Source organism: Rhodococcus sp. IEGM 1241 (genome assembly GCF_033142365.1).
GTDB lineage: Bacteria > Actinomycetota > Actinomycetes > Mycobacteriales > Mycobacteriaceae > Rhodococcus_F > Rhodococcus_F erythropolis.
The window spans coordinates 1,807,411-1,831,808 of record NZ_JAWLSE010000001.1; the positions used below are offsets into that span (position 1 = coordinate 1,807,411).

23 protein-coding genes are annotated in these 24,398 nt (G+C 63.6%); 11 read left to right on the top strand and 12 right to left on the bottom strand.

Going from position 1 to position 24,398, the window contains the following annotated elements:
- The first annotated feature begins 9 nt into the window (after positions 1-9).
- The gene (locus R4P70_RS08700) at positions 10-2,037 is read left to right on the top strand and encodes a thioredoxin domain-containing protein (RefSeq protein WP_317830677.1); all 2,028 of its coding nucleotides are present in this window, start codon (positions 10-12) and stop codon (positions 2,035-2,037) included.
- On the opposite strand, the gene trhA is transcribed toward R4P70_RS08700, so the two are convergent.
- Positions 2,004-2,672, bottom strand: a complete 669-nt coding sequence (gene trhA / locus R4P70_RS08705) for a PAQR family membrane homeostasis protein TrhA (RefSeq protein ID WP_317830678.1) — start codon at positions 2,670-2,672, stop codon at positions 2,004-2,006. The genes R4P70_RS08700 and trhA overlap by 34 nt on opposite strands.
- A gap of 172 nt (positions 2,673-2,844) precedes the next feature.
- Between trhA and R4P70_RS08710 the strand changes: the two genes are divergently transcribed.
- Positions 2,845-3,612: an isoprenyl transferase gene (locus tag R4P70_RS08710; protein ID WP_003945211.1), complete on the top strand. Its 768-nt coding sequence runs from the start codon at positions 2,845-2,847 to the stop codon at positions 3,610-3,612.
- A 6-nt stretch (positions 3,613-3,618) separates the two neighbouring features.
- Here the strand turns inward: R4P70_RS08710 and coaA are convergent, their stop codons facing one another.
- Positions 3,619-4,551 (bottom strand): type I pantothenate kinase, encoded by a 933-nt coding sequence (gene coaA, locus R4P70_RS08715; RefSeq protein ID WP_003945270.1) that lies wholly within the window; start codon positions 4,549-4,551, stop codon positions 3,619-3,621.
- A gap of 172 nt (positions 4,552-4,723) precedes the next feature.
- On the opposite strand from coaA, the gene R4P70_RS08720 reads away from it, so the two are divergent.
- The 5 genes from R4P70_RS08720 (at position 4,724) to R4P70_RS08740 (ending at position 11,276) form a co-directional block, all read left to right on the top strand.
- Positions 4,724-5,920, top strand: a complete 1,197-nt coding sequence (locus R4P70_RS08720; RefSeq protein ID WP_020970259.1) for a hypothetical protein — start codon at positions 4,724-4,726, stop codon at positions 5,918-5,920.
- A gap of 76 nt (positions 5,921-5,996) precedes the next feature.
- Positions 5,997-7,304, top strand: coding sequence for a serine hydroxymethyltransferase (gene glyA / locus R4P70_RS08725; protein ID WP_003945195.1), 1,308 nt, complete (start codon positions 5,997-5,999; stop codon positions 7,302-7,304).
- 152 nt (positions 7,305-7,456) lie between these two features.
- Entirely contained in the window at positions 7,457-8,890 is a 1,434-nt protein-coding gene (locus tag R4P70_RS08730) for an amidase (protein ID WP_019744590.1), read from the top strand.
- A 26-nt stretch (positions 8,891-8,916) separates the two neighbouring features.
- On the top strand, positions 8,917-9,633 hold the full coding sequence (locus R4P70_RS08735) for a helix-turn-helix transcriptional regulator (RefSeq protein ID WP_029255852.1): 717 nt from the start codon (positions 8,917-8,919) through the stop codon (positions 9,631-9,633).
- Between the two features lie 275 nt (positions 9,634-9,908).
- Positions 9,909-11,276 carry a PhoH family protein gene (locus R4P70_RS08740; protein WP_003945274.1) on the top strand — a complete coding sequence of 456 codons (1,368 nt, stop codon included), beginning with the start codon at positions 9,909-9,911 and terminating at the stop codon, positions 11,274-11,276.
- Positions 11,277-11,336: 60 nt separating this feature from the next.
- Here R4P70_RS08740 and R4P70_RS08745 read toward each other — a convergent pair whose 3' ends face one another.
- The 5 genes from R4P70_RS08745 to R4P70_RS08765 form a co-directional block, all read right to left on the bottom strand.
- Complete coding sequence (locus R4P70_RS08745; protein ID WP_317830679.1) at positions 11,337-11,741, bottom strand: carboxymuconolactone decarboxylase family protein; 405 nt, start codon at positions 11,739-11,741, stop codon at positions 11,337-11,339.
- Between the two features lie 30 nt (positions 11,742-11,771).
- The gene (locus tag R4P70_RS08750; RefSeq protein WP_019744587.1) at positions 11,772-12,197 is read right to left on the bottom strand and encodes a limonene-1,2-epoxide hydrolase family protein; all 426 of its coding nucleotides are present in this window, start codon (positions 12,195-12,197) and stop codon (positions 11,772-11,774) included.
- 17 nt (positions 12,198-12,214) lie between these two features.
- Positions 12,215-13,828, bottom strand: coding sequence for a serine hydrolase domain-containing protein (locus R4P70_RS08755; protein ID WP_317830680.1), 1,614 nt, complete (start codon positions 13,826-13,828; stop codon positions 12,215-12,217).
- 97 nt (positions 13,829-13,925) lie between these two features.
- Positions 13,926-15,497: an MFS transporter gene (locus R4P70_RS08760; protein ID WP_019744585.1), complete on the bottom strand. Its 1,572-nt coding sequence runs from the start codon at positions 15,495-15,497 to the stop codon at positions 13,926-13,928.
- 97 nt (positions 15,498-15,594) lie between these two features.
- The gene (locus tag R4P70_RS08765; RefSeq protein ID WP_003945239.1) at positions 15,595-16,161 is read right to left on the bottom strand and encodes a TetR/AcrR family transcriptional regulator; all 567 of its coding nucleotides are present in this window, start codon (positions 16,159-16,161) and stop codon (positions 15,595-15,597) included.
- Positions 16,162-16,501: 340 nt separating this feature from the next.
- Between R4P70_RS08765 and R4P70_RS08770 the strand changes: the two genes are divergently transcribed.
- Together R4P70_RS08770 and R4P70_RS08775 are read left to right on the top strand one after the other, a co-directional pair.
- Complete coding sequence (locus R4P70_RS08770) at positions 16,502-16,957, top strand: nitroreductase family deazaflavin-dependent oxidoreductase (RefSeq protein WP_317830681.1); 456 nt, start codon at positions 16,502-16,504, stop codon at positions 16,955-16,957.
- Positions 16,958-17,016: 59 nt separating this feature from the next.
- Complete coding sequence (locus R4P70_RS08775; protein ID WP_019744583.1) at positions 17,017-17,736, top strand: NADPH-dependent F420 reductase; 720 nt, start codon at positions 17,017-17,019, stop codon at positions 17,734-17,736.
- A gap of 49 nt (positions 17,737-17,785) precedes the next feature.
- Here the strand turns inward: R4P70_RS08775 and R4P70_RS08780 are convergent, their stop codons facing one another.
- A complete protein-coding gene (locus R4P70_RS08780; protein ID WP_317830682.1) occupies positions 17,786-19,189 on the bottom strand; it encodes a class II fumarate hydratase in 1,404 nt (467 codons plus the stop codon).
- Between the two features lie 101 nt (positions 19,190-19,290).
- The gene (gene glpX, locus R4P70_RS08785; protein ID WP_019744581.1) at positions 19,291-20,325 is read right to left on the bottom strand and encodes a class II fructose-bisphosphatase; all 1,035 of its coding nucleotides are present in this window, start codon (positions 20,323-20,325) and stop codon (positions 19,291-19,293) included.
- A 180-nt stretch (positions 20,326-20,505) separates the two neighbouring features.
- Here glpX and R4P70_RS08790 point away from each other — a divergent pair, with 180 nt between their 5' ends.
- Complete coding sequence (locus tag R4P70_RS08790) at positions 20,506-21,075, top strand: DUF4245 domain-containing protein (RefSeq protein ID WP_029255848.1); 570 nt, start codon at positions 20,506-20,508, stop codon at positions 21,073-21,075.
- 21 nt (positions 21,076-21,096) lie between these two features.
- Here the strand turns inward: R4P70_RS08790 and R4P70_RS08795 are convergent, their stop codons facing one another.
- From R4P70_RS08795 to R4P70_RS08805, 3 genes are read right to left on the bottom strand one after another with little or no spacing between them, the layout of a single operon-like run.
- Positions 21,097-21,315 (bottom strand): exodeoxyribonuclease VII small subunit, encoded by a 219-nt coding sequence (locus tag R4P70_RS08795; protein ID WP_003945276.1) that lies wholly within the window; start codon positions 21,313-21,315, stop codon positions 21,097-21,099.
- Positions 21,312-22,577 carry an exodeoxyribonuclease VII large subunit gene (gene xseA, locus R4P70_RS08800; RefSeq protein WP_003945258.1) on the bottom strand — a complete coding sequence of 422 codons (1,266 nt, stop codon included), beginning with the start codon at positions 22,575-22,577 and terminating at the stop codon, positions 21,312-21,314. Before xseA ends, R4P70_RS08795 begins: the two co-directional genes overlap by 4 nt.
- The gene (locus R4P70_RS08805; RefSeq protein ID WP_139148472.1) at positions 22,574-23,173 is read right to left on the bottom strand and encodes a lipid droplet-associated protein; all 600 of its coding nucleotides are present in this window, start codon (positions 23,171-23,173) and stop codon (positions 22,574-22,576) included. Before R4P70_RS08805 ends, xseA begins: the two co-directional genes overlap by 4 nt.
- 153 nt (positions 23,174-23,326) lie before the next feature.
- On the opposite strand from R4P70_RS08805, the gene R4P70_RS08810 reads away from it, so the two are divergent.
- Positions 23,327-24,340 (top strand): 4-hydroxy-3-methylbut-2-enyl diphosphate reductase, encoded by a 1,014-nt coding sequence (locus R4P70_RS08810; RefSeq protein WP_317830683.1) that lies wholly within the window; start codon positions 23,327-23,329, stop codon positions 24,338-24,340.
- Positions 24,341-24,398 lie beyond the last annotated feature (58 nt).

Here is a 24,398-nt window from a genome sequence, read left to right on the forward strand (position 1 = left end):
GTAGCGACGATGGACCCACGGCTGCGGAACAACCTGGGTGGGTCCTCGAGCCCCTACCTGCGTCAGCACGCCGACAATCCGGTCCACTGGCAACAGTGGGGCGAAGAGGCGATGGAGTGGGCGCGCGAGCGCAACGTGCCGATCCTTCTCTCGATCGGATACTCGGCGTGCCACTGGTGCCACGTCATGGCGCACGAGTCGTTCGAGAACGACGAGATCGCGGCCGTCATGAACGCGAACTTCGTCTGTGTGAAGGTGGACCGCGAAGAGCGTCCCGACATCGACGCCGTCTACATGAATGCGACGGTCGCGATGACCGGTCAGGGCGGCTGGCCCATGACCTGTTTTCTGACTCCCGACGGTTCACCGTTCTACTGCGGCACGTACTACCCGCCGACGCCTCGCGGCGGAATGCCGTCGTTCACACAGCTTCTCGAAGCGATAGCCGACACCTTCACGAATCGGCGCGACGAGGTCGACAACGCGGCGCAGTCGATCGTCACGGAACTTCAGCGCGCGTCTGGCGGAATTCCGTACGGCGGAGCGCCTATCGACGCCGAACTGCTGAACGCGGCGGGTCGATCGATCCTCGGTGACGAGGACATCCCGCGCGGGGGATTCGGTGGGGCACCGAAGTTTCCACCGTCGGCACTACTGGAGGGGCTGCTCCGACAGTTCGAGCGAACGGGTTCGGGCGAGATCTTCGGCGGTATCGAGCGCACCGCCGAAGCAATGGCACGCGGCGGTATCTACGACCAGTTGGGCGGGGGATTCTCGCGCTACTCGGTCGATGCCGAGTGGGTGGTTCCGCACTTCGAGAAGATGCTCTACGACAATGCGTTGCTCCTGCGGTTCTACGCGCACTTGGCGCGGCGAACCGGATCGGACCTGGCCACCCGCGTCGCCAGTGAGACCGCAGGGTTTTTGCTCTCCGATTTGCTGACCGAGAACGGTTGCTTCGCTTCGGCTCTCGATGCCGACACCGACGGCGTCGAAGGCCTCACGTACGTATGGACGCCGACGCAGCTGGTCGAGGTACTCGGTGCGGAGGACGGGCAGTGGGCGGCGGACTTGTTCCGGGTCACCGATACCGGAACCTTCGAAGAGGGTGCGTCGGTATTGCAATTGCTCCGTGACCCCGACGACTGGTCGCGCTGGCAGACGGTCTCCGACGCTCTACGCGCCGCCCGGGCTCAGCGTCCACAGCCTGGCCGCGACGACAAAGTGGTGACGGCCTGGAACGGGTTGACCGTCACGGCTTTGACGGAAGCGGGACTTGCCCTGGACCGACCCGACTGGATCGCGGCGGCGGCCGAGTGCGCTGGCGCTCTTCTCGACCTTCACCTGGTAGACGGCCATTTGCGTCGCGCTTCCCTCGGCGGGGCTGTCGGCGCCCCGACGGGAGTGCTCGAGGATTACGCAATGTTGGCCACCGGCCTTCTGGCTCTCTACCAGGCAACGGGATTCGCGCGGTGGCTCGATGCGGCGCAGCAGTTGCTCGACGTCACGCTCGACCACTTCGCCGATCCGGCCGAGCCGGGAAGCTGGTTCGACACGGCCGATTTCGCGGAGTCCCTCGTCACACGGCCCCGAGACCCGTTGGACGGCGCGACGCCGTCCGGTGCGTCGAGCGTCGCGGAGGCTCTGTTGACCGCGGCGGCGTTGACCGATGCCGGTCGATCCTCTCGTTACGCCCAGGCCGCGGCGGACGCGTTGGCGAGGGCCACGCTGCCGCTCGAGCGTGCGCCTCGGTCGGCGGGACACTGGCTCACAGTGGCGGAAGCGTCGTTGCGTGGTCCGATACAGGTTGCCGTCGTCGGGGAAGGTTCGCTGTTGGCCGATGCCCGGCGGCTTGCCCCGGGTGGTGCAGTGGTTGTCGGCGGAGCGCCGGATTCTTCACCGCTGCTTGCAGATCGCCCCCTTGTCGACGACGGTGAAGCCGCCTACATCTGTCGGGGATTCGTGTGTGATCGGCCGGTGACGACGGTGGTGGAACTGGCGAATCAGTTGAACACGACGAGCCATACCGCGATGTAGTGGCAGATCGCTGCGATGACAGTGGCAGCGTGGAAGAACTCGTGATGCCCGAACGTCGTCGGCCACGGGTTGGGCCATTTTGTCGCGTACAGAATTGCGCCGACGCTGTAGAAGATTCCGCCGACGAGCAGCAGCACCATCGGCGCCACACCGACCTGGTGTGTCAGTTCACCGACCACGGGAACGATCGCCCAGCCGAGGAGAAGGTAGAGCGGTACCCCCACCCATTTCGGCGCGGTGGGCCAGAGCATCTTGAGGGCAACGCCGGCCAGTGCACCTGCCCACACGATCGCAAGAATGATCTTGCCGGTGTGGGTGGGAAGGCCGAGCATGGCGAACGGTGTGTAGCTGCCGGCGATGAAGAGAAAGATCATCGAATGGTCAGCACGCTTCATCCACGTACGGCCCTTGACGGTCTGCCACTGGATGCGGTGATACGTCGCGCTGATGCCGAAGAGGCCGCAGATCGTGATGCTGTAGATCGCGGTTGCCCAAGCCGCCTTGGCGCCCACCTGAGCGCCGGCTACGGAGACGAGAACAATGCCCGCGACGACGGAGACACCGAGCGCCCACAGATGGATCCAACCGCGCATGCGTGGTTTGGCCGGAAGCTCGTCGAGCCCGAATGCCGTCATGTGCAACCCCTCTCGTTCCATGCTGTTGCGAACTACGTAACCTACGGTACCGTAGGTTACGCACCAGTAGCATAACCTACCTGCGGGTTTTCGACGCGTACAAAAAGCGTGACGGCGCTCGCATGTGGCTGTCACTGCCGGGCGTAGTCTTTGACACCATGGTGATGTCACGGTGAATCTGCGCGGACTGCTGTACAGCATCTACGAGCGACGGCTCCTCAGTCATCTCGACGGTCTCGCGCACCCACGGCACGTAGCCGTGATGTGTGACGGAAACCGGCGATGGGCTCGCGAGAACGGCTTCACCGATGTCAGTCACGGGCACCGCATGGGCGCGCTCAAAATTGCCGAATTGCTCGAGTGGTGCGACGCCGCCGGAATCGAGATGGCAACCATCTACCTGCTCTCGACCGAGAACCTGCGCCGCGAGCCGGAAGAACTCGACACGCTCCTCGAGATCATCACCGACGTCGTCGAAGAGATCTCCGGGCCCGGCAAGAACTGGAGTGTGCAGATCGTCGGTGCTCTCGATCTTCTGCCCCCCGAGCAGTCCAGGCGCTTGCGGGAAGCGGCGGCGGGGACCAGTGGCCGAACCGGGACACATGTCAACGTCGCGATCGGATACGGCGGACGTCAGGAGATCGCCGACGCCGTCCAGTCGCTCCTGCGCGACAAGATCGGTGCGGGTCTGAGCGGAGACGAACTGATCCAGGCCGTCACGGTCGACGGCATCGACGGTCATCTGTACACGTCGGGACAGCCCGATCCGGATCTGGTGATCCGCACCTCCGGCGAGCAGCGGCTCTCCGGATTCCTGTTGTGGCAGAGCGCTTATTCGGAGATCTGGTTCACCGAGGCGTACTGGCCCGAGTTCCGTCGAGTCGACTTTCTTCGAGCCTTGCGTGACTACGCGGCGCGCCACCGCCGGTTCGGCGCCTGAGCCGTCTCAGAGCTTGCGCAGTCGGAGCCGGTTGATCGTGTGATCGGCGTCCTTGCGCAGTACCAGGGTTGCGCGGGGGCGGGTGGGGAGAATGTTCTCCACCAGGTTCGGGTGATTGATCGAGTTCCAGATCTCCTTCGCCGCGATGGTCGCGTCACGGTCGGAGAGGCCGGAGTAGTGGTGAAAGTGAGCGTTCGGATCGGCGAACGACGTGTTGCGTAGCGCGAGGAACCGCTGGATGTACCAGGCTTCGATGTCCTCGATACGGGCGTCGACGTAGATCGAGAAGTCGAACAGATCGGAGACCATCAGACGCGGGCCGGTCTGCAGGACGTTGAGGCCCTCGATGATGAGGATGTCAGGCTGGCGGATCAGGTGGTACTGGCCCGGGATGATGTCGTACGACGTATGCGAATAGACCGGCGCCGCTACCTCTTCCGCCCCGGACTTGACTTCGGTGACGAAGCGCAACAGCTTGCGGCGATCGTAACTTTCGGGAAAACCCTTGCGGTGCATGATGCCCCGACGCTGGAGTTCCCTGGTCGGATAGAGGAATCCGTCCGTGGTGACGAGGTCGACGCGTGGATGGTGGTCCCAGCGGGCCAGGAGAGCTTGCAGCACACGAGCAGTCGTGGATTTTCCGACCGCGACCGAACCGGCGACACCGATGACGAAGGGCACCTGACGGTCGGGATGCTTCTCACCGAGGAACGTCGCGGTGGCCGCGAACAGCCGTTGGCGTGCCGCCACCTGCAGGTGGATCAGACGTGCGAGGGGGAGATAAACCTCGGCAACTTCTTCGAGATCGATCTGCTCGCCGAGACCACGCAGGCCGTACAACTCGTCCTCGGTCAACACCAGCGGCGTCGACTTACGCAGTGTCCGCCACTGCTTGCGGTCGAACTCGACGTAGGGACTCGATTCGTTGGTGCGCGCCATCAGCCCAGCTCACCGGCATGTAGTGAACCCGGGGCCCGGCGGACGAAACAGCTATGCGAGCAAGCCAGGCGCGTGTGCGCACGATCCGAGTGCATAGTCGGATTGTGCTCGGTGCCACGTCCGGGACTTTCGCCGGGTGGCATTCCGGAGCGAGCGGCTAGGCTCGGTCGTTATGGATCCAGACACACTTGTTCGCCAATATCTGCTGCTCGGACTGGGTTTCGACCGTCTCGAAGACGGGTTCGTCGACGCGTTCACCGGTGACCCCGCGCTGCGTAAGCAGATCGAGAGCGCCCCGAAGCCCGATCCGCGTGAACTTGCCCGCACGGCACGTGAATTGCGGGGCGAGCTGGCCGGAAGTGGTCTGAATGCCGAGCGCGCTCATTTCATCGACGTTCACCTTCGCGCGCTGGAATGCTCCGGGCGCAAGTTCGCGGGTGAGGACATCGGCTTCGTGGACGAGGTGGAGGCGTACTTCGACGTACGAATCGAAAAGGGAAACGAGGACGCCTACAGCGACGCTCACCGGTTGATGGGTGAAGTTCTGCCCGGTCCGGGACCGCTGGCGCAGCGAGTGCAGGCGCATCGCAAGGCCGACGAGATCCCCGCGGCGAGACTGAACGAGTGCGTCGAGGCAATGTCGAGTGCGCTGCGCGATCTGGTCCGCGGCACGTTCGGGCTTCCGGCGTCGGAAACCGTCGAATACGAAGTGGTGGGGGACAAGCCGTGGTCCGGCTTCAACTACTACCTCGGTGACTACCGCTCCAAGGTTGCGATCAATTCGGATCTGCCGCAGTTCATGGCCAACCTGCCGCGGCTGATCGCGCACGAGTCCTACCCCGGCCATCACACCGAGCATTGCCGTAAGGAAGCCGGTCTGGTCGGTTCGGGTCAGCTCGAGCAGACACTGTTCCTGGTCAACACGCCGCAGTGCATCATGGCCGAAGGCCTCGCAGATCTGGCGCTGGAAGCAATCGTCGGTCCGGAGTGGGGCTTGTGGGCGCAGGACATCTACGCCGATCTCGGCTTGTCATTCGACGGGGAAAAGGCGCAACGGCTCTCCGCCGCGTCGGGGCAACTGCTGAGTGTTCGTCAGGATGCCGCTCTGATGTTGCACGACGAGGGGCGCAGCCTCGACGACGTGGCGCTGTTCCTCGAACGGTGGTCGCTGTCGACGCCGGAACGCGCTCGCCAATCGCTCAAGTTCCTGTCTTCACCGCTGTGGCGGGCGTACACCAGCACGTATGTCGAGGGATACCGGCTGCTCGGGGGCTGGCTGGACGAGGTGCCGGTGGGCGCAGAGCGCACCGAACGCTTCCGCAGGCTGCTCGACGAGCCGCTGGTCCCCAGCTCTCTGCGTGCTGCCTAGTGCCGGGTGGAGACGGCGGGAGCGAACTTCGTAGACTGGACGCATTCGTTTCCGCATCCAGCTTGGAGATTCCTCGATGACCGCTGTGCCCGGCTCCGACGTCAACTCTGCATCACTCGCCGAACTCGACCCCGAAGTCGCCGAGGCGATGGCTGGTGAATTGGCTCGTCAGCGCGACACGCTCGAGATGATCGCGTCGGAGAACTTCGTTCCCCGCTCGGTTCTGCAGGCTCAGGGCAGCGTCCTGACCAACAAGTACGCCGAGGGCTACCCGGGACGTCGTTACTACGGCGGTTGCGAGCACGTCGACGTCATCGAGGATCTGGCGCGCAACCGTGCGAAGGAACTCTTCGGTGCAGAGTTCGCGAACGTTCAGCCGCACTCGGGCGCACAGGCCAACGCTGCTGTTCTGATGGCACTGATGAACCCGGGTGAGAAGCTGCTCGGCCTCGACCTTGCACACGGTGGTCACCTCACGCACGGCATGAAGCTGAACTTCTCCGGCAAGTTGTACGACGTCGCGTCCTACGGCGTCAGCAAGGAAGATCACCGCATCGACATGGACGAGGTGCGCTCGATCGCCCTCGCCGAGAAGCCGAAGGTCATCGTTGCCGGTTGGTCCGCGTACCCGCGTCAGCAGGACTTCGCGGCGTTCCGTGCGATCGCCGACGAGGTCGGGGCGTACCTGTGGGTGGACATGGCTCACTTCGCCGGACTGGTTGCCGCAGGCCTGCACCCGTCGCCCGTCCCGTACGCGGATGTCGTCTCCTCGACCGTCCACAAGACACTCGGTGGACCGCGTTCCGGCCTGATCCTGGCGAAGAAGGAGTGGGCCAAGAAGCTCAACTCCGCTGTCTTCCCGGGTCAGCAGGGTGGACCGCTCATGCACGCCATCGCGGCCAAGGCAGTCACCTTCAAGATCGCTGCCGGTGAAGAGTTCAAGGATCGTCAGGCACGCACCCTTTCCGGTGCGCGCATCCTTGCCGAGCGTCTGGGCAACAAGGACGTCGCAGACCAGGGCATCAGTGTCCTGACCGGCGGCACAGACGTCCACCTCGTTCTCGTGGACCTGCGTAACTCGCAGCTCGACGGCCAGCAGGGTGAGGACCTTCTGCACGAAATCGGCATCACGGTCAACCGCAACGCTGTTCCGTTCGATCCCCGCCCGCCGATGACCACCTCCGGTCTGCGTATCGGTACCGCAGCGTTGGCCACCCGCGGATTCGGCGATGCCGAGTTCACCGAGGTCGCCGACATCATCGGTACCGCTCTGGCCGGCAACGCGGATCTGCCGGCGCTGCGTGCGCGCGTCGCCAAGCTCGCCCTCGACCTTCCGCTGTACGACGGTCTCGAGAACTGGGGCCTGCTCAGCAAGAACGTCTAGGTATTCCTTCACCGACGGCCCGGTCCTTTTCGAGGGGCCGGGCCGCTGGTTTTTTGCCAGTCGCGGATTGTGGCATCGGTCACATGACCGATGGTGGCCGAGTTCGGCGCTTCCTAGCCTGAGAGCATCACCCCTCCGGCGAAGGAAACCCCATGACCGAACAGAATCTGCATTGGCTCTCCGCTACCGAGATGGCGGCGTCGGTCGCGTCGAACAGTCTCTCGCCCAACGAGATTGCCGAAGCGATGATCCAGCGCGTCGACGCCGTCAATCCGTCGATCAACGCGATAGTGCAGTTCGATCGCGAGCAGGTCACGCGCGACGCGGCCGAACTCTCACGGCAACAGGAATCGGGCGAGAAACTCGGCCCGCTGCACGGCGTTCCATTCACGATCAAAGATCTGACGGCAGTCGACGGGCTGCCGACCACGTTCGGGATGAAGCCGATGGCCGACAACATCGCGACGGGAAATGCCGTCGTCGTGGACAGGCTGCGCGGCGCCGGCGGACTGTTCCTGGGAAAGACGAACACTCCCGAAAGCGGTTACTACGGTGGCACGGACAACCACCTGTACGGGCCGACGCACAACCCGTGGAAGCTCGGCAACAGCGCGGGCGGGTCCAGTGGCGGTGCGTCGGCTGCTGTGGCTGCAGGCCTCGGGCCACTTGCCGAGGGCAGTGACGGCGCCGGATCGGTGCGTATCCCGTCGGCGCTCTGCGGGGTCGTCGGGCTCAAACCGACCACCGGCGTGATTCCTCAGACCATCCTGGCCGGGCGCTTCTACAACTGGGCGTACCACGGTCCGATCACCAGGACCGTCGCCGACAACGCGCTGATGCTCGACATCATGGCCGGGCCGGACAATGCGGATCCGCTCTCGATCGAGCGTGCGGAGACCTCGTACGTCGAAGCGGCGAAGGGTGACGTGAAGGGGCTTCGCGTCGCGTGGTCGACGAATCTCGGCCTCGGCCATGTTGATCCGGAGGTGCTGGCGGTGTGCCTCGACGCGCTGGCGGCATTCGAGGAATTGGGTGCCCAGATCACCGAGGCCACCCCGCAGTGGGGAAATCCGTCGGAGTCGATGTGGAACGGCATCTGGGTTCCCGGTTTCGCTTCCGAATACGACTTGCTCGACTGGGAGAACCAGCGCGGCGAGGTCGACGACAACCTGATCGAGATCATGCACGAGGCCGAGCGGCTCACCGGTGTCGACGTCGGGCGGGCCGACGCATTCCGCGGCGTCATGTGGGACACGTGGACCACGTTCATGAACGACTACGACGTGTTGGTCTCGCCGACCTTGGCTTCGGCCACGTTCCCGCTCAGTCAGTTCGCGCCGTCATGGCTCGAAGGTGCGTCGTTGCGTGAGCAGTTGCTCGATTGGCTCTTCACCTACCCGTACAACATGCTCAACAACCCCGCGATCACCGTGCCCGCCGGATTCACCGCCGACGGTCGACCGGTGGGGCTGCAGATCGCCGCACGCCACCGCCAGGACGCACTGGTTCTGCGGACTGCCGCGAACTTCGAAGCGGTGCGTCCGTGGGCGGACAGGAAGCCGGCCGATTCACTGGTGGTGGCCTAGCTCACACGATTGGCTAGATTGGTGTGATGACGTCTGTACTGCCTGATCGCGGCGCTGGACCTGACATGTTCGCGCCGCGATCGCCGGCGGCCGGGGCGTACGGCATTCTCGGCCTGTGCGCCGAAGAACTCCGCACACGTGGACTCGCGTACTCGGCTGCGGCGGTCACGTACCGGGACCCGTCGAGCGGACGGCATCGGGCTCTGGCGAGTTCCGGATACGACGCCAGGGTGCTCGAGTTCCTGCTCGACGACTTCGTCGCCGATCGCAATCTCTTCGGCATCATTCGCGAGGCTTCGGGCGTGCCAGTGTTCTGGCAGGACGTGCCACGATTCGAGCAGGTCGAGATGGTTACCGATGTTCTGCGGCCGTCCGGGTACGCCGAGGGTGCGTCGGTCGCATTGGGGTTCTCCGGCCGTGAGGTGACCGGATTGCTGCACATGAGCTTCGCGGATTCCGGCGTCGTCGATCGCGTGCGCGAGGTGGTGGCGGCGTCCAGCGCGGCCTGCTCGCGCGTCGTGGGGGACCAGGTGGCGCTCGATCGTGTCCATCTGAGCCCACGGGAGATCCAAGTACTGCAATTGGTGGCCAGGGGCGCGGGCAATGTCGAGATCGCCGAGGAGTTGTTCGTCAGCCGTCGCACCGTCGCCACCCACCTCGAGAACATCTTCGTCAAGACCGGAACCAATTCGCGGGTTCAGGCAGCGGTGCGCGCCGCGAAGTGGGGTCTGATCGAGTCCTGAGTGACGCTGAATCACACGAGTGGCATTTTGTTACCTGGCGTTCACCAGATGTGCGGCTCGTTCCGTGGCGCGAGTGTCCGATCCGCAGTACCGTCGGCAGTAACGAGTAACCAGAAGTTACTTGTGCGGGAGGTTCTGATCGTGACTGAAACACTCAGTACGAGAGGGCCGGCGCCCGGCCCTTGTTTCAGCTGACACAGCGTCACCTGACACCAGAGCCGTCCGGCCCAGCGAGCTGAGTTTGCGCGGGTGCCGCGCAGACCTAGGAGCCCAACGTGACTGCATCACGCTCCGTCTCTGCCCACTCGGCCCGGGCTGATCTATCAGCCGGGAATCATTCGGGAGATGCACTTCGCACGTACGTCTTGGATACCTCGGTACTACTGTCCGATCCATGGGCTGTCACTCGATTCGCCGAACACCACGTGGTACTGCCACTGGTCGTGATCAGCGAACTCGAAGGCAAGCGACACCACCACGAACTGGGATGGTTCGCCCGAGAATCGCTCCGCATGCTCGACGATCTCCGGATCGAATACAGCCGCCTCGACCGTCCGGTACCGATCGGCACCGAGAACGGGACACTGCAGGTCGAACTCAATCACACCGACCCTGCGGTCCTACCCGTCGGATTCCGCACGGACAGTAACGATTCGAGGATTCTGGCGTGCGCGCTGAACCTCGCGGCGGAGGGCAAGGACGTAGTCCTCGTCAGTAAGGACATACCGCTTCGTGTGAAGGCAGGCGCGGTGGGACTACCTGCCGACGAGTACCACGCTCACGACGTCGTGCCATCCGGATGGACGGGCATGACCGAGCTGGACGTCGCCTCGACGGACATCGACGAGCTGTTCAACGAGGGTTTCCTGGACCTTGACGAAGCACGAGATCTGCCGTGTCACACGGGTCTTCGTCTGCTCGGTGGCTCGTCGAGCGCCCTCGGTCGGGTGACTCCCGACAAGCGCATTCAGTTGGTGCGTGGTGAGCGTGAGGCTTTCGGGCTGCACGGCCGCTCCGCCGAGCAGCGCATTGCGCTCGATCTCCTCATGGATGAGAGCATCGGCATCATCTCTCTCGGCGGCAAGGCAGGCACCGGTAAGTCGGCCTTGGCTCTGACAGCAGGTTTGGAAGCCGTTCTCGAGCGCCGCACCCAGCGCAAGGTCGTCGTCTTCCGTCCGCTGTATGCCGTTGGCGGACAAGAACTCGGCTACCTTCCCGGTAGTGAGAGCGAGAAGATGGGCCCGTGGGCTCAGGCCGTTTTCGACACTCTCGACGGGTTGGCTTCGCCAGAGGTTCTCGAAGAGGTTCTCGCCCGCGGAATGCTGGAAGTGCTGCCGCTGACGCACATTCGCGGTCGGTCGCTGCACGATTCGTTCGTGATCGTCGACGAAGCGCAGTCACTCGAACGAAATGTTCTGCTGACAGTGCTTTCTCGTCTGGGAACCGGCTCGCGGGTGGTTCTCACGCACGACGTCGCGCAGCGTGACAACCTGCGAGTGGGTAGGCACGACGGAGTTGCGGCCGTCATCGAGAAGCTCAAGGGGCACCCGCTTTTTGCGCACATCACACTCACGCGCAGTGAGCGGTCGCCGATCGCCGAGTTGGTGACCGACATGCTCGAGGAGTTCGGCCCTACTTCCTGAGAAGCGATCTCCCCGTGCGGACTTCGGTCTGCACGGGGAGATTCTTGGGTTTTCAGTAGTTCAGTTTTGCAGCGGTCCGAGTTCGTTGTCGAGAACTCCCTGCACCACACGCATTGCCGCCAGCCCCGCCGGTGCGCCGCAGTACGCGCTCGCGTGGATCACGGTTTCGACGATCTCGGTGCGCGTCAAGCCGTTTCGTAGTGCTCCGCGTACGTGGCCTTTGAGTTCGTTCTCCGCGCGCAGCGCGATCAGCATCCCCAGATTGATCAGACTGCGGCTGCGGCGATCGAGTCCGGGACGCGTCCATACCGAACCCCAGACGTTGGCCGTCACGAAGTTCTGCAGTTCTTCGCTGTCGGTGCCGCGGGTGCGCTCGAAGGCGGCGTCGACAAAATCGGCCCCCATGACTTCGGTGCGCACAGCCAAGCCGGCGTCGAAGGAGTCAGGCGTGGTGTTCTCGGGCATGGCAGGTTCGCTCGCTTTCGGCAGGTGATTTCAGGCCGGAGCAAGCCTACTTCGTGTCCCGCTCCCGACGACTGCACGGCCGACCGCGGTCACCACACCCCACGCGACGTCTCGCAGACTGAAGTAGTCACGCCAGACGGAGACCTTGCCGTCGCGCAGTTCGAAAGTTCCGCACACCCAGAATTCGATGCGCAGCGGCCCGACGGTCAGGATGTCGGTGCGTTCGGTGAGCACCGTGGACTCGTCGCCGACGATGTGGTGCATCTCCGCCTCGAATTTCAGTGAAGGCTTGGTTACCAGACGAAGCGCTCGCACGACGGTCTTCTTGCCTCGCAGAGTGGGGAGCGAGACGTTCTGCCAGACGATGTCGTCTGTCATCAATTCCGCTGCTGCGTCCACGTCGAAATCGGTGAGGGCCGCGAACATTGCGTTCACCGTGGCTGTCGAACTACTCATGGGGTGTCCTTGGCTGATTATTCGGCCGGTGTTGCCCGGATGAAGGTACCGAGATGATCGTGATCGAAGTACTCCAAGGTTAGCGAGTTTCCGTCGAAGGTGGCCTTCGAGACCGTCCCGGCCGGTGCGTTCTCGCCGCTGAGCGGGAACGTGAAGGTGTTTCCGTCCCAGTGGGTCAGCGGATACGTCACCGCCGCGGGACCCATCATCAAGGTCAGCGCACCGTTCTGCTGCGTCACGAGTGCGGGACCCCAGTACGGGTTGCCGTAGTCGCCGGTCAATTGGTTTGTCGGTGGGGCAGGAGCGGGGGAGGTCGGCGGTGTCTTCCCGGCAAGTTCGCCCTCGGGATCGGCTTGTGAGGCAAACGCCGCTTCGTACAGCGGGCGCCACTCGCGGGTGATCTTCCCGAACTGCACCAGATCGGCGAACTCGGCGGTCAAGGTCTCCGCGACGCCGGTGGGCGTGCCGTTGGTCAGAACGACGATGCCGACGTCAGCGGAGGGAATCGTCACGAAATTCGTCCCGGCTCCGACCAGGAAAGCGCCGGAGTGGCTGGCGGTGACACGGCCAGCGGCGCTGTCGGAAACGTTGAACCCGTAGCCGTAGAAGCCGGAGCGTTCCCCGATTTCCTGCGCGTGGCGCGAGACGATCTCCGGGTTCACTGCGGGCACGAGCGCATCCGTCTGAACGACCTGCTGCCCCTGATACTGACCGCCGGACAGCACCATGTCCAACCACTTGGCCATGTCGTTCGCCGAGGAGCTGACTCCACCGGCGGGGGATTGGGCGTCGGCGTCCCGAACCGGGCCTACCTTGTACTTTCCGTCTTCGAGGATGTGGCCCACTGTTCGATTTTCTCGGGCCTGGTAATCGGCGAACCGCGAAGACGTCGATGTCATACCGAGCGGGCCGTAGATCGTGTTCTGCGACAGCGTTTCCCAATCGGTGCCCGCCGCAGCTGCAACGGCCTCAGCGCCGGCTGTGACGCCGAAGTTCGTGTACTCGTATGTGATTCGGAATGGATTGAGCGGTAGTTGGCGAAGCTTCTCGAGCACCTGGGCCCGGTTGTAGCCCAGGTCCTCCAGCCCGTCGCCGGCGTGGTCCGGTAATCCCGACCGATGCGTGTAGAGATCGGAGATCGTGAGGTGGTCGGTCACCCACGGATCGCCAAGCGCAAACCCCGGCAGTTTCGAGATCACCGGAGTGTCCCAGTCGACGGTCCCGATTCCGACTTCGTGGGCGACCACCGTGGCTCCTACCGATTTCGACACCGATGCCAGTTGGAACACGGTGTCGGCATCGACGGTGGCGCTCTTACCCAACTCGCGAACTCCGAATCCCTTTGCATACACAGTCTTACCGCCGTGCACCACGGCCACAGCCATGCCGGGAACACCCGAACTTGCCATGAGATCGTTCGCGAGGCCGTCGAGCTTTCCGACCGCGTCGTCGATTTGCCCGTCCGGGATCGGCACCCCGGCGTCGAGACCGGGGCTGGCGTCGCTGACGACCGGCCCGGGCGCTGAGGTGGTGTCTGAATCGGACGAGCATCCGGCGAGCAGGGCGACCGTCAGTACTACCGGAACCGCCGCAGCCGACAGTCGCGAGCTGTTTCTACTGGTGATGGACACGAGATTCTCCCTAGCAGGGCTGTCGTCGGTACCACTCGGTCAATCCAGTATCGGGGAACGGCGGGCTGAGATACGGACAAATCGGGAAACCTTGTAGCTACTTCGGGGTCTTGGTCGCCAGACTGCCGAGAATGGAGCCTTCTGTGACCGGCTTCCATGGGAGCAACAACGCGACCAGCAGCGCGGTGATCAGTGCTGCGCCGACCGTGAAGTACGACGCGATGGCGAAGCCTTCCAGGCACGCGGTCTTCATCGTGTAGATCAGACTGTCCTTCTGCTGCTCGAAGAGCGGACTGATGTCGCGCGAACGGATCTCGATGACGCTGAGCACCGACTCACGAGCGAAGCCCTTCTCCTGTGCCGACATCACGGCGTCGGGAATGGCGTCGACGATCGGAGCCACCTTTGACGTGTAATACGAGGCGACGATCGAGCCGATGACGGCGACGCCCAGGGTCCCACCGAGCTCACGCGTCGTGTCGTTGACTGCCGAGCCTGCGCCGGCTTCGTCGAGGGGCACCGAGGACATGATGGAGTCGGTAGCCGGTCCCTGGACAATTGCGAGGCCCAGACCCATGAGAACCATCGAGATCACGACGGGTCCGAGGTAGGGCGTCTCGACGGTCGTCTGGCCGGCCAGGAACATGCCGCCGCTGAGGACGAGGAGGCCGAACACCATCACTGCGGTCGTGCCGAGTTTCTGTGCCGCCAAGGTGGCAACTGGGGCGCCCACCGCAACAGCGGCGGCGAAAGGCAAAGAGTGGATGCCGAATTCGAGTGGCGAGTATTCGCGAACGCCCTGGAAGTACTGCGTGATCAGGAACAAGAACCCGAACATGCTGAAGTAGCTGACCGCAATAGCCAAGGCGGGGAATGAAAACCGCCGGATTCGGAAGAGATTCATGTTCAGGATCGGCGCGTCGGTGCGCAGTTCCCATGCGACGAATGCCGCCAACAACACTGTCGCAGAGAGGTATCCCGTGATGCTGAATGCCGACACCCATCCGCGATGGGGTGCGTCGATGATGGTCCACACCAGAATGACGATGCCGAGGAGCGACAAGATTGTTCCGACGAAATCGAATCGGCCGACGTGAAGCGCCTTCGATTCCGGAACAACCAGCAGCACACCGACGATGACCAGCAACGCAGCCGGAACGTTCATCCAGAACACCGAGTGCCAGGAGAAGTGCTCGAGAAGCCAACCGCCTGCCGTCGGGCCGATGGCAATCGCGAAGCCGGCCATTGCGGTCCAGGCGGCGATGGCGATGGCTCGTTCTCTGGCGTCGGTGAAGATGTTCGTGATCATGGCCAGGGTGGCCGGAAAGACCGCTGCGGCAAAGACGCCCATGGCAGCGCGCGCCATGATCACCTGTTCGAGGTTGGAAGCCAACGCGCCGACGAGCGACATCGCGCCGACGCCGATCAGACCGATGATCATCACTCGGCGGCGTCCGAAGCGGTCACCCAGGTGGCCGAAAGTGAGTAGGAACCCGGCGAAGGTCAACGTGTACGCGTCGACGATCCATTGCAGGTCACTGACGCTGGCGAACAGGTCGACGCTCATCGTCGGCAGTGCGACGTTGACCACTGTGTTGTCCAGCACGACAAGGAGTTCGGCGAGGCAGATGAAGATCAGCGCAGTGAATCGACGGGACTTGGTCATCATGGGCGCCGAGGGCGCCGGTGCAAGTGTGTGAGACATGTTTGTACGCCATCTCTGCTCCTGCGCGGACGGCAGCAGCGGTTGGAAGTAGAGGGGTTGGTCAGCTCGGGGCCGAGACCAGAGCCTTGAGGTGCGCGCCGATCCGATCGAGAGGCGCGGTGGTGTGCTGAGCTTTTGCCATCAGAGTCGCGCCTTCGATCGACGCGATCACGACGGTTGCCCACTGTGCTGCAGTCTCGGACGGCTGTCCCTGCTGCCAGAAGAACGATGTGAGAAGCGATTCCCACGAGGTGAAGGATTCGCCCGCAGCAGTTAATGCCGCCGGCGTCGACGCGCCCTCCACCGCCGCGGCTGCGACCGGACAGGAGGAGGTGAAATCGCTCTCTACCAAGCTGTTTCGAAATATTGTGACAACCGCGTCGATGATCTCCGGTGGGGAAGACTGAGCGATCATCGAACTGATGGCGGCGCTGACGCCTCGGCCGAAGTAGGCAACTGCTTCGCCGGCCAGCTGTCCTTTGCCTTCGGGAAAGTAGTGGTACACCGACCCGCGGGGAGCTCCCGAGCGTTCGACGATCTCGGTGAGCGAGGTCGTCGCGATCCCGTGTTCACGGAAGGCATTGATGGCGCCGACCAGCATCAGAGTGCGGGAATCGGAGTCGGCCATCCCGCCATCGTATGCAATCGCAGAGCTGTTCGATTCATCTGGTGCCGCTGATTCTCTTGGTACTCCCCACTTGCGACGCGCTGCGGCGATCGGACAACGCGTCTGCGGGCCGGTCATGGCAACGAGGTGTCTCGAGGTGTGTTCATCACTGCCTCCCAGTATGTCGATCGGTATAGGAACGAATCTGAGACTAGATGTAACCGACAGACACAGTCAAGTGTTGTGTGCAGGTAGTGGGTATTGATCGATATTCATGGTGGCAAAACTCCCGGATCAGTGGTTATATCGTGCGGTATAGAGCTGTTGCTTCGAGCGCCAGCTCCGGAGGAGAGGAAACGGCATGCCGGTACCGACGTCAGTTGCACGAAAACGAAGAATCGAAGTCGCAGTCGGGAAGTATTTCGCCAATCCGCTGGTCACCGGATTGAATCGGATCGGTTTGATGCCGTCGTTGATGACCGAGATCGAGACGGTTGGACGCCGAACCGGTCTGACCCGCCGAGTGCCCGTTGCGATCACCTACGACAGCGACGAGGCGTGGGTCATCGCGCAGCACGGCATCGACAGGGGTTGGGGCGCCAATATCTCTGCGACGCCGAAGGTTCGGATCCGTCGCCGCGGCGAGTGGGTGGACGGACAGGCCCAGATCATGCCGGACGACGACGTCCCGGCGCGGGTGAAGACATTCACGTCGGGGAAGTTCAGATCGGCGCTGACGGCCTCTGCCTTTCGCGGATTGCAGACCGATCCGGTCAGTGTTCGCATCAGGCTCGAACTCGATCCGTCAACCGATTGAATCAACGGGAGTTGAAGTAGTCGGTACGGAATGACCCGGTGCGTTCTCGTCGTTGACGAATGCAGCGGTGGCGCGATCGCCACTGCACACGACGAAGGAGCAGGGTCATGCGCATCGGAATCATCGGAGCCGGTCAGATCGGTGGCACGCTCACACGTAGGCTCGCTGCGCTCGGTCACGACGTGCGCGTCTCGAATTCGCGGACACCGGACACCCTTGCAGAACTGGAAGCGGAGACGGGCGCGAAGGCAGTCCGCAGCACCGAGGCCGCCGAGGGCGCCGAGTTGGTCATCGTGAGCATTCCGCAGAAGAACGTGGTCGATCTACCGGCGGGGATCCTCAGCGGTGCGGTCGCCGGTGCCCCGGTCATCGAGACCAACAACTACTACCCGCAACAGCGTGACGGTCTGATCTCGGCCATCGAGGACGGACAGACCGAAAGCGGATGGGTGCAGGAGCGCCTGGGTGTACCGGTATTCAAGGCGTTCAACGGAATCTGGTGGAAGCATCTCCTCGAGAAGGGGCTTCCCGAAGGTGCAGAGGGGCGCATTGCGCTACCCATCGCCGGCGACGACGACGCGAACAAGCAGGTCGTGTTCGATCTGATCAATCAGTTGGGCTTCGATCCTGTCGATGCGGGAACGATCGACGATTCCTGGCGTCAGCAGCCGGGAACTCCGGTGTACGGCAAGGACTTCGATCGTGAAGCGACGTTGAAGGCATTGGCCGAGGCGAGCCCCGATCGCACCGACGAATGGCGCGCAACCACTACGGTGTAGGGAAAAGAGTGGCGGTTTCCGAAGTGGAAACCGCCACTCTGTTGTTTGTTCAGTCCTTGACCTTCGCCATCGCCAGAACGTCGAGACGCTTGTCGAGTTCTTCCTCGCACAGCTTGTCCGGGACGAGTCCGCGCTCGATGACGACCTGGCGGATCGTCTTCTTCTCTTTGAGCGCCTGCTTCGCGACGGCCGCGGCTTCCTCGTAACCGATCGCCGAGTTGAGGGGCGTCACGATCGACGGTGACGATTCGGCGAGTGTCTTGAGGTGCTCCTCGTGCGCGACCAGTCCGCTGACACACTTGTCGGCGAACAGTCGAGAGACGTTGGCCAGCAAGGTGAACGACTCCAGCAGGTTGCGTGCCATGACCGGGATGTAGACGTTGAGTTCGAACGCTCCGGCAGCGCCGCCCCACGCGATGGCGGCGTCGTTTCCGATCACCTGAGCCGCAACCTGAGTGGTTGCCTCGGGCAGGACCGGGTTCACCTTGCCGGGCATGATCGAGCTACCCGGCTGCAGATCGGGGAGTGCGATCTCGCCGAGTCCGGTCAGCGGACCCGATCCCATCCACCGAATGTCGTTGGCAATCTTCGTCAGTGAGACTGCGATGGTCCGCAGCGCGCCCGATGCCTCGACCAGTCCGTCACGCGCGGCCTGTGCTTCGAAGCTGTTCTTCGCCGGAGTCAGCGCGTCGACGCCTGTCGACTTGACCAGCTCGGCAACAACTTTGGGGCCGAATCCATCCGGAGCATTGAGACCGGTGCCGACTGCTGTTCCGCCGATCGGCAACTCGCCGAGGCGGGGGAGTGTTGCGTTGACGCGCTCGATACCGGCCTCGATCTGACGTGCGTAGCCACCGAACTCCTGACCGAGCGTGACCGGCACAGCGTCCATCAGGTGGGTGCGTCCGGATTTGACGACGGTCTTCCACTCGGACGCCTTCGTGGCAAGCGCAGCATGCAGATGTTCCAGTGCCGGAACAAGATCGGTGACCGCTGCTTCGGTAGCTGCGACGTGCGTGGCGGTGGGGAAGGTGTCGTTGGAGGACTGCGACATGTTGACGTGATCATTGGGGTGTACGTCCACGCCCGCGGCCTTCGCGATGGACGCGATGACCTCGTTGGCGTTCATGTTCGAGCTGGTTCCCGAGCCGGTCTGGAAGACGTCGATGGGGAACTGATCGTCGTGCTTGCCTTCGGCGATCTCGTTCGCGGCGGCGATGATTGCGTCGGCCTTGTCCGCGTCGAGCAGTCCGAGGTCCTTGTTGACCTGCGCACACGCTGCTTTCAGCAAGCCCATTGCGCGGATCTGGGTGCGCTCGAGTGGGCGCCCGCTGATCGGGAAGTTCTCGACTGCACGCTGGGTCTGTGCCCGCCACAGCGCGTCGATGGGCACCCGAACTTCGCCCATGGTGTCGTGTTCGATTCGGAACTGTTGATCGTTGCTCTCCGTCATGGCTCCACATTGCCACTTTTGGAGGGCGGGTAGGGGACTACGTCCCCCGTGAGCGGTTAAGGAGTGCAGGGACTCCCTAACCGCTCACGGGGCGGAGCCGATCAGAACGTCGGGGGAACCGCGCCCTCTTCGCCGTCGAAGTCGACGGAGCTGTACTCACGCAGCTTCTCGAGACGGTGGTACGCGTCGATCATGCGAACGGTGCCGGACTTGCTACGCATCACGATGGACTGCGTGCTGGCGCCGCCACCGTAGTAGCGGACACCGCGCAGCAGGTCACCATCGGTGACGCCCGTGGCGCAGAAGAATACGTTCTCGCCGGAGACGAGATCTTCGGTGGTCAGGATCCGATCGAGATCATGACCGGCGTCGATGGCCTTCTGGCGCTCTTCGTCGTCGGTGGGTGCGAGCTTGCCCTGCAGCGATCCACCCATGCAGCGCATGGCTGCTGCGGCGATGATGCCCTCAGGCGTTCCGCCGATGCCGACGAGCATGTCGGTGCCGGACTCGGGACGCGCTGCGGCGATGGCGCCGGCAACGTCACCGTCGGAGATCAGACGGATACGAGCGCCGGTGTCGCGCACGTCCTGGATCAGCTGGTTGTGACGCGGGCGGTCCAGGATGCAGATCGTGATGTCGGAGACCGACGCCTTCTTGACCTTGGCGACGCGCTTGATGTTCTCGGCGATCGGTGCGCTGATGTCGATGACATCTGCAGCATCCGGTCCGACAGCGATCTTCTCCATGTAGAACACGGCCGAGGGATCGAACATCGCGCCGCGCTCGGCAACAGCCAGAACGGAGATCGCGTTGGGCATGCCCTTGGACATCAAGGTGGTGCCGTCGACCGGGTCGACGGCGAAGTCACAGTCGGGGCCGTCGCCGTTTCCGACCTCTTCGCCGTTGAACAGCATCGGCGCTTCGTCCTTCTCGCCCTCACCGATGACGACGATGCCGCGCATCGAGACGGAGGAGACGAGCTGACGCATAGCGTCGACGGCTGCTCCGTCGCCGCCTTCCTTGTCGCCGCGGCCTACCCAGCGGCCGGCAGCCATAGCACCGGCTTCGGTGACTCGGACCAATTCGAGTGCGAGGTTACGGTCCGGGGTCTCACGATGAGTGCTGCTGGCCGTCATGTGCGGTGCCTCCTGGCGCGGTCGCGGTCGACGGGGTGTGTCGACGCAGTGGTTTCTTCAGGCGTCATTGTCCCAGATGGGAGCGGCTACGTGCGCTGTCGGGTCGCTGCTGCGACGTTTTGTCTCGCTCGAAGGGGACCGGGAATCGTATCTACTGCGCAGTACCTGGATACTGGGGGTGTGGCATCGAAGAAACCCCGCATTCTCGAAGACAACAAAGACATGGTCTGGTCTCTCGTACCGTTGGTGCTGTTCTGCATCATCATTGCGGGCATCGCCAGCCAGTGCACGTTCAGTCCTGGCGGCCCGACGCAGGGGCCTATCCCGAGCGTCGACGTGGACGCTGCTCTGAACTACGACGCGAAGGAACTCGGATTTCCCATCCGTAATCCCGGTGTTCCGGACGGGTGGACCCCGAACTCCGGCAGTCGCAAAATCATCTCCGGCGACGGTGGCGGAGATTCGAGCACTGTGGGATTCATCACGACCAGTGGTCGCTACATTCAGCTGACTCAGAGCAACGCCGAGGAATTCCCGTTGGTGTCACACGTTGCCGGTGGACAGCGATTCGCGACCGGAGTCGAGACCGTCGGTGCCGATACGTGGAACGTCTTCGGCGGCGAAGGTGTCGAGTCGATCTGGGTCACGGACGTCGGGGATGTTCGCCTGTTGCTCACGGGCGCGGCGACGCCGGACGAGTTCCGGATTCTTGCCGAGAAGGTCGGCGCAGCGCAGCCGATCACGCCATAGGATTTCCGGTCGGAGCGGACGTTACTCGTCCGCTTCGGCCAGAGCCTTTTCGACGCGAGCCCTGGCGCCGGCCAAATGCTCTTCACAGCGCTTGGCCAACGCTTCGCCTCGCTCCCACAGTGAGAGTGACGCGTCGAGGTCCAGGCCGCCCTGTTCGAGAATCTTCACGACGCTCACCAATTCGTCGCGGGCTGCTTCGTAGCCGAGTTCGTTGATGTCGGTGTCGGTGGCGTTGCTCATTTTTCTCTTCCCATCACTGCGGCGCGAACGGCGCCGTCTGCAAGTCGAACTCGAATCTGGGTTCCGGGTGGCGCGTCCTCGACCGAGCGCAGAACCTCCGGATCGCCGTCGGCGACAACACGTTGCACGACTGCGTACCCGCGGGCCAGCGTCGCGGCGGGGCCGAGAGTGGTGAGCCGGGCGCGCAGATGCTCGATCGTTCGGGACTCGGAGTCGATCAACCGAGTCACATCGCGTCGCCCGGCGGCCTGGAGCCTTTCGACCTCTTCGGCGCGACGGTCCACCGCGAGCAGCGGTGATGCCATGACCGGTCGAGTGCGCAACTGTTCGATCAGATGAGACTCACGCTTGACCCAACTGCGCAGTGCCGCAGCGCTGCGGTCACGAAGATCGGCAACCAGAGCAGCTTCCGCAACCGCGTCGGGTACGACGCGCTTGGCCGCGTCGGTGGGTGTGGCTGCGCGCAGGTCGGCGACGTGGTCACTGAGCGGGCTGTCCGGCTCGTGGCCGATGGCACTGACGATCGGCGTCGTGCAGGCCACGATGGCGCGGCACAGCGCCTCGTCGGAGAACGGCAGGAGATCCTCGACGCTACCGCCGCCGCGAGCGAGGATGATGACGTCGACTACCGGGTTGGCGTCGAGTTCCTTCAGCGCTTCGATGATCTGGGGAACAGCAGTCGGGCCCTGCACGGCGGTGTTACGCACCGCGATAGCCACTGCGGGCCAACGACGGTGGGCGACCGAGACGACATCCTTTTCGGCCGCGCTGGCTCGGCCCGTGATCAGGCCGATCGTGCCGGGCAGAAACGGAAGAGGCCGTTTGAGTCTCGGATCGAACAAGCCCTCCGCGGCGAGCAAGGCGCGCAGTCTCTCGATGCGGGCCAGCAGCTCACCGATACCCACGGCGCGAATCTCGGTGACACGCAACGACACCGTTCCGCGTCCGGTGTAGAACGAGAGCTTGCCGAACATCACGACACGCGAGCCCTCGGTCAACGGCACCGGAGAGTTGTGCAACAACTGTGGTGAGCATGTGATCGACAGCGACATGTCTGCCGACGGATCACGCAGAACGAGAAAGGCCGTTCGGGTACCGGGGCGTGCATTGATCTGTGTGATCTGACCTTCGACCCAGATGCTGCCGAGTCGATCGATCCAGCCGGCGACCTTGGCGGAAACCGTGCGGACCGGCCACGGCTGTTCAGCGCTGCTGGCGCCGGACGATCGCTGCGATGAAGCGGGGGGCGTTGCGGAAGTCACTTTGCCTTGGCTGTGGTGATGCGGTTGGTGAGCATGGTCTGGAACGGTGCGCGGGCGAGCGTCGCATTCTCGTAGTCCAGGACGGCGGTCAGCTCGTCGATGCTGAGCGTCCGGATGCGCGCACGGAGCTGTGCGAGTGTGAGGTTGGGGTAGTCGAGTTCGGTGACGATCTCGGGCTCATCGGCAGGTCCGTCCGTCGTAGCTGCCGCGGATTCGGACTCGGCGCCGGGTGCGGGCTCCTCGATGGGGGCAGTCGGCTCGAGCGAGTAGAGCGCGAAGCGTCCGGCGTTGGTCGGGGTGTCAGCGGTGGTCGCGCCGGTGGTCGACGCCGAGTCCGCGGGAGCGTCGGCGTCCTCGTCGAAGACCGCCCACTCGGGCTGTTCGTCCTCGGAAGACCAGTTGATCAGTGCAAATGCCTGATCGCCCTTGATCGCCAACGAGGTGATCGACTGCTGCACGCGCATGCTTGTCTGCAGCATCTGGCTCACGGCGGTCATCGGCAGGGCGACAGCGGTGGTGGGCAACTTCTTTGCCTCTTCCATCGCGGTGACGGCGAGTCCCGCGGCAACGCGCGCCACGAACGGTGGTCGGATCATTCCCACAGCTTGCCGCAAAGCTCCGACAATCGGTAGCCGACTTGCCTGTGACGGCCGTACTCGTTTACTTCGGAACCTTCGATCGGAGCCCGAAACCGAGGTGTTCACGTTTGCCGGAGTGTCTCACGTTCGAGGTGCCAGTAGGCTGGTCACATGTCTTCGGCTGTTCCTCTCAATCTCGGTATCGCGCACTCGGCTGATTCGCCGTCCACCCGCAAGGGCAGCGCCAAGCGCGTGCTCCTCGCCGAGCCTCGCGGCTACTGCGCCGGCGTCGACCGCGCGGTCGAGACCGTCGAGAAGGCGCTCGAGAAGCACGGCGCACCCATCTACGTGCGTAAGGAGATCGTCCACAATCGCCACGTCGTCGAGACGCTCGAAGATCAAGGCGTGATCTTCGTCGACGAAACCGACGAGGTTCCGGAAGGATCACTCCTCGTGTTCTCGGCGCACGGTGTGTCTCCGGCCGTCCACGACTCGGCCGCCGAGCGGAACCTGCGCACGATCGACGCTACGTGCCCCCTGGTCACGAAGGTGCACCAGGAAGCAAAGCGATTCGCTCGCGACGATTACGACATTCTCCTCATCGGCCACGAAGGCCACGAGGAGGTCGAGGGCACCGCAGGTGAGGCTCCCGATCACGTCACCATCGTCGACGGCCCGGATTCGGTCGAGGCGGTCACGGTTCGTGACGAGTCGAAGGTCATCTGGCTTTCCCAGACCACACTGAGCGTCGACGAGACGATGCAGACTGTCGCGCGCCTGCGTGAGCGCTTCCCCAATCTGCAGGACCCGCCGTCCGACGACATCTGCTACGCCACGCAGAACCGTCAGGTCGCGGTCAAGGCGATGGCTCCCGAGTGCGATCTCGTGATCGTGGTGGGTTCGCGGAACTCGTCTAACTCGGTTCGCCTGGTCGAGGTCGCGCTTGGTGCAGGCGCTGCTGCGTCGTACCTGGTCGACTACGCCCGTGAGGTCGATCTCGCGTGGCTCGAGGGTGTCCAGACCGTCGGCATCACGTCGGGCGCATCAGTGCCCGAGGTGCTCGTGCGCGGCGTGATCGAACTTCTTGCCGAGCATGGATACAACGACGTTCAGCCCGTCACCACAGCCAACGAGACCTTGGTGTTCGCTCTTCCCCGTGAATTGCGAGCAGCGCGCACGTCCTAGAACAAGAAAATGCGGGGCACCTTCCATCTGGAAGGTGCCCCGCATTTTTTGCTGCTGG

Bases quoted from the DNA above. Each gene is read 5' to 3' on its own strand.
- R4P70_RS08810 (WP_317830683.1), top strand. From the start codon at position 23,327: ATGTCTTCGGCTGTTCCTCTCAATCTCGGTATCGCGCACTCGGCTGAT.
- R4P70_RS08750 (WP_019744587.1), bottom strand. From the start codon at position 12,197: ATGAGTAGTTCGACAGCCACGGTGAACGCAATGTTCGCGGCCCTCACC.
- R4P70_RS08805 (WP_139148472.1), bottom strand. From the start codon at position 23,173: ATGATCCGACCACCGTTCGTGGCGCGCGTTGCCGCGGGACTCGCCGTC.
- coaA (WP_003945270.1), bottom strand. From the start codon at position 4,551: ATGGCGCGCACCAACGAATCGAGTCCCTACGTCGAGTTCGACCGCAAG.
- R4P70_RS08795 (WP_003945276.1), bottom strand. From the start codon at position 21,315: ATGAGCAACGCCACCGACACCGACATCAACGAACTCGGCTACGAAGCA.
- trhA (WP_317830678.1), bottom strand. From the start codon at position 2,672: ATGACGGCATTCGGGCTCGACGAGCTTCCGGCCAAACCACGCATGCGC.
- R4P70_RS08745 (WP_317830679.1), bottom strand. From the start codon at position 11,741: ATGCCCGAGAACACCACGCCTGACTCCTTCGACGCCGGCTTGGCTGTG.
- R4P70_RS08775 (WP_019744583.1), top strand. From the start codon at position 17,017: ATGCAGCGGTGGCGCGATCGCCACTGCACACGACGAAGGAGCAGGGTC.
- R4P70_RS08730 (WP_019744590.1), top strand. From the start codon at position 7,457: ATGACCGAACAGAATCTGCATTGGCTCTCCGCTACCGAGATGGCGGCG.
- glyA (WP_003945195.1), top strand. From the start codon at position 5,997: ATGACCGCTGTGCCCGGCTCCGACGTCAACTCTGCATCACTCGCCGAA.
- R4P70_RS08735 (WP_029255852.1), top strand. From the start codon at position 8,917: ATGACGTCTGTACTGCCTGATCGCGGCGCTGGACCTGACATGTTCGCG.
- R4P70_RS08770 (WP_317830681.1), top strand. From the start codon at position 16,502: ATGCCGGTACCGACGTCAGTTGCACGAAAACGAAGAATCGAAGTCGCA.
- R4P70_RS08765 (WP_003945239.1), bottom strand. From the start codon at position 16,161: ATGGCCGACTCCGATTCCCGCACTCTGATGCTGGTCGGCGCCATCAAT.
- R4P70_RS08760 (WP_019744585.1), bottom strand. From the start codon at position 15,497: ATGATGACCAAGTCCCGTCGATTCACTGCGCTGATCTTCATCTGCCTC.
- R4P70_RS08700 (WP_317830677.1), top strand. From the start codon at position 10: ATGGACCCACGGCTGCGGAACAACCTGGGTGGGTCCTCGAGCCCCTAC.
- glpX (WP_019744581.1), bottom strand. From the start codon at position 20,325: ATGACGGCCAGCAGCACTCATCGTGAGACCCCGGACCGTAACCTCGCA.
- R4P70_RS08780 (WP_317830682.1), bottom strand. From the start codon at position 19,189: ATGACGGAGAGCAACGATCAACAGTTCCGAATCGAACACGACACCATG.
- R4P70_RS08720 (WP_020970259.1), top strand. From the start codon at position 4,724: ATGGATCCAGACACACTTGTTCGCCAATATCTGCTGCTCGGACTGGGT.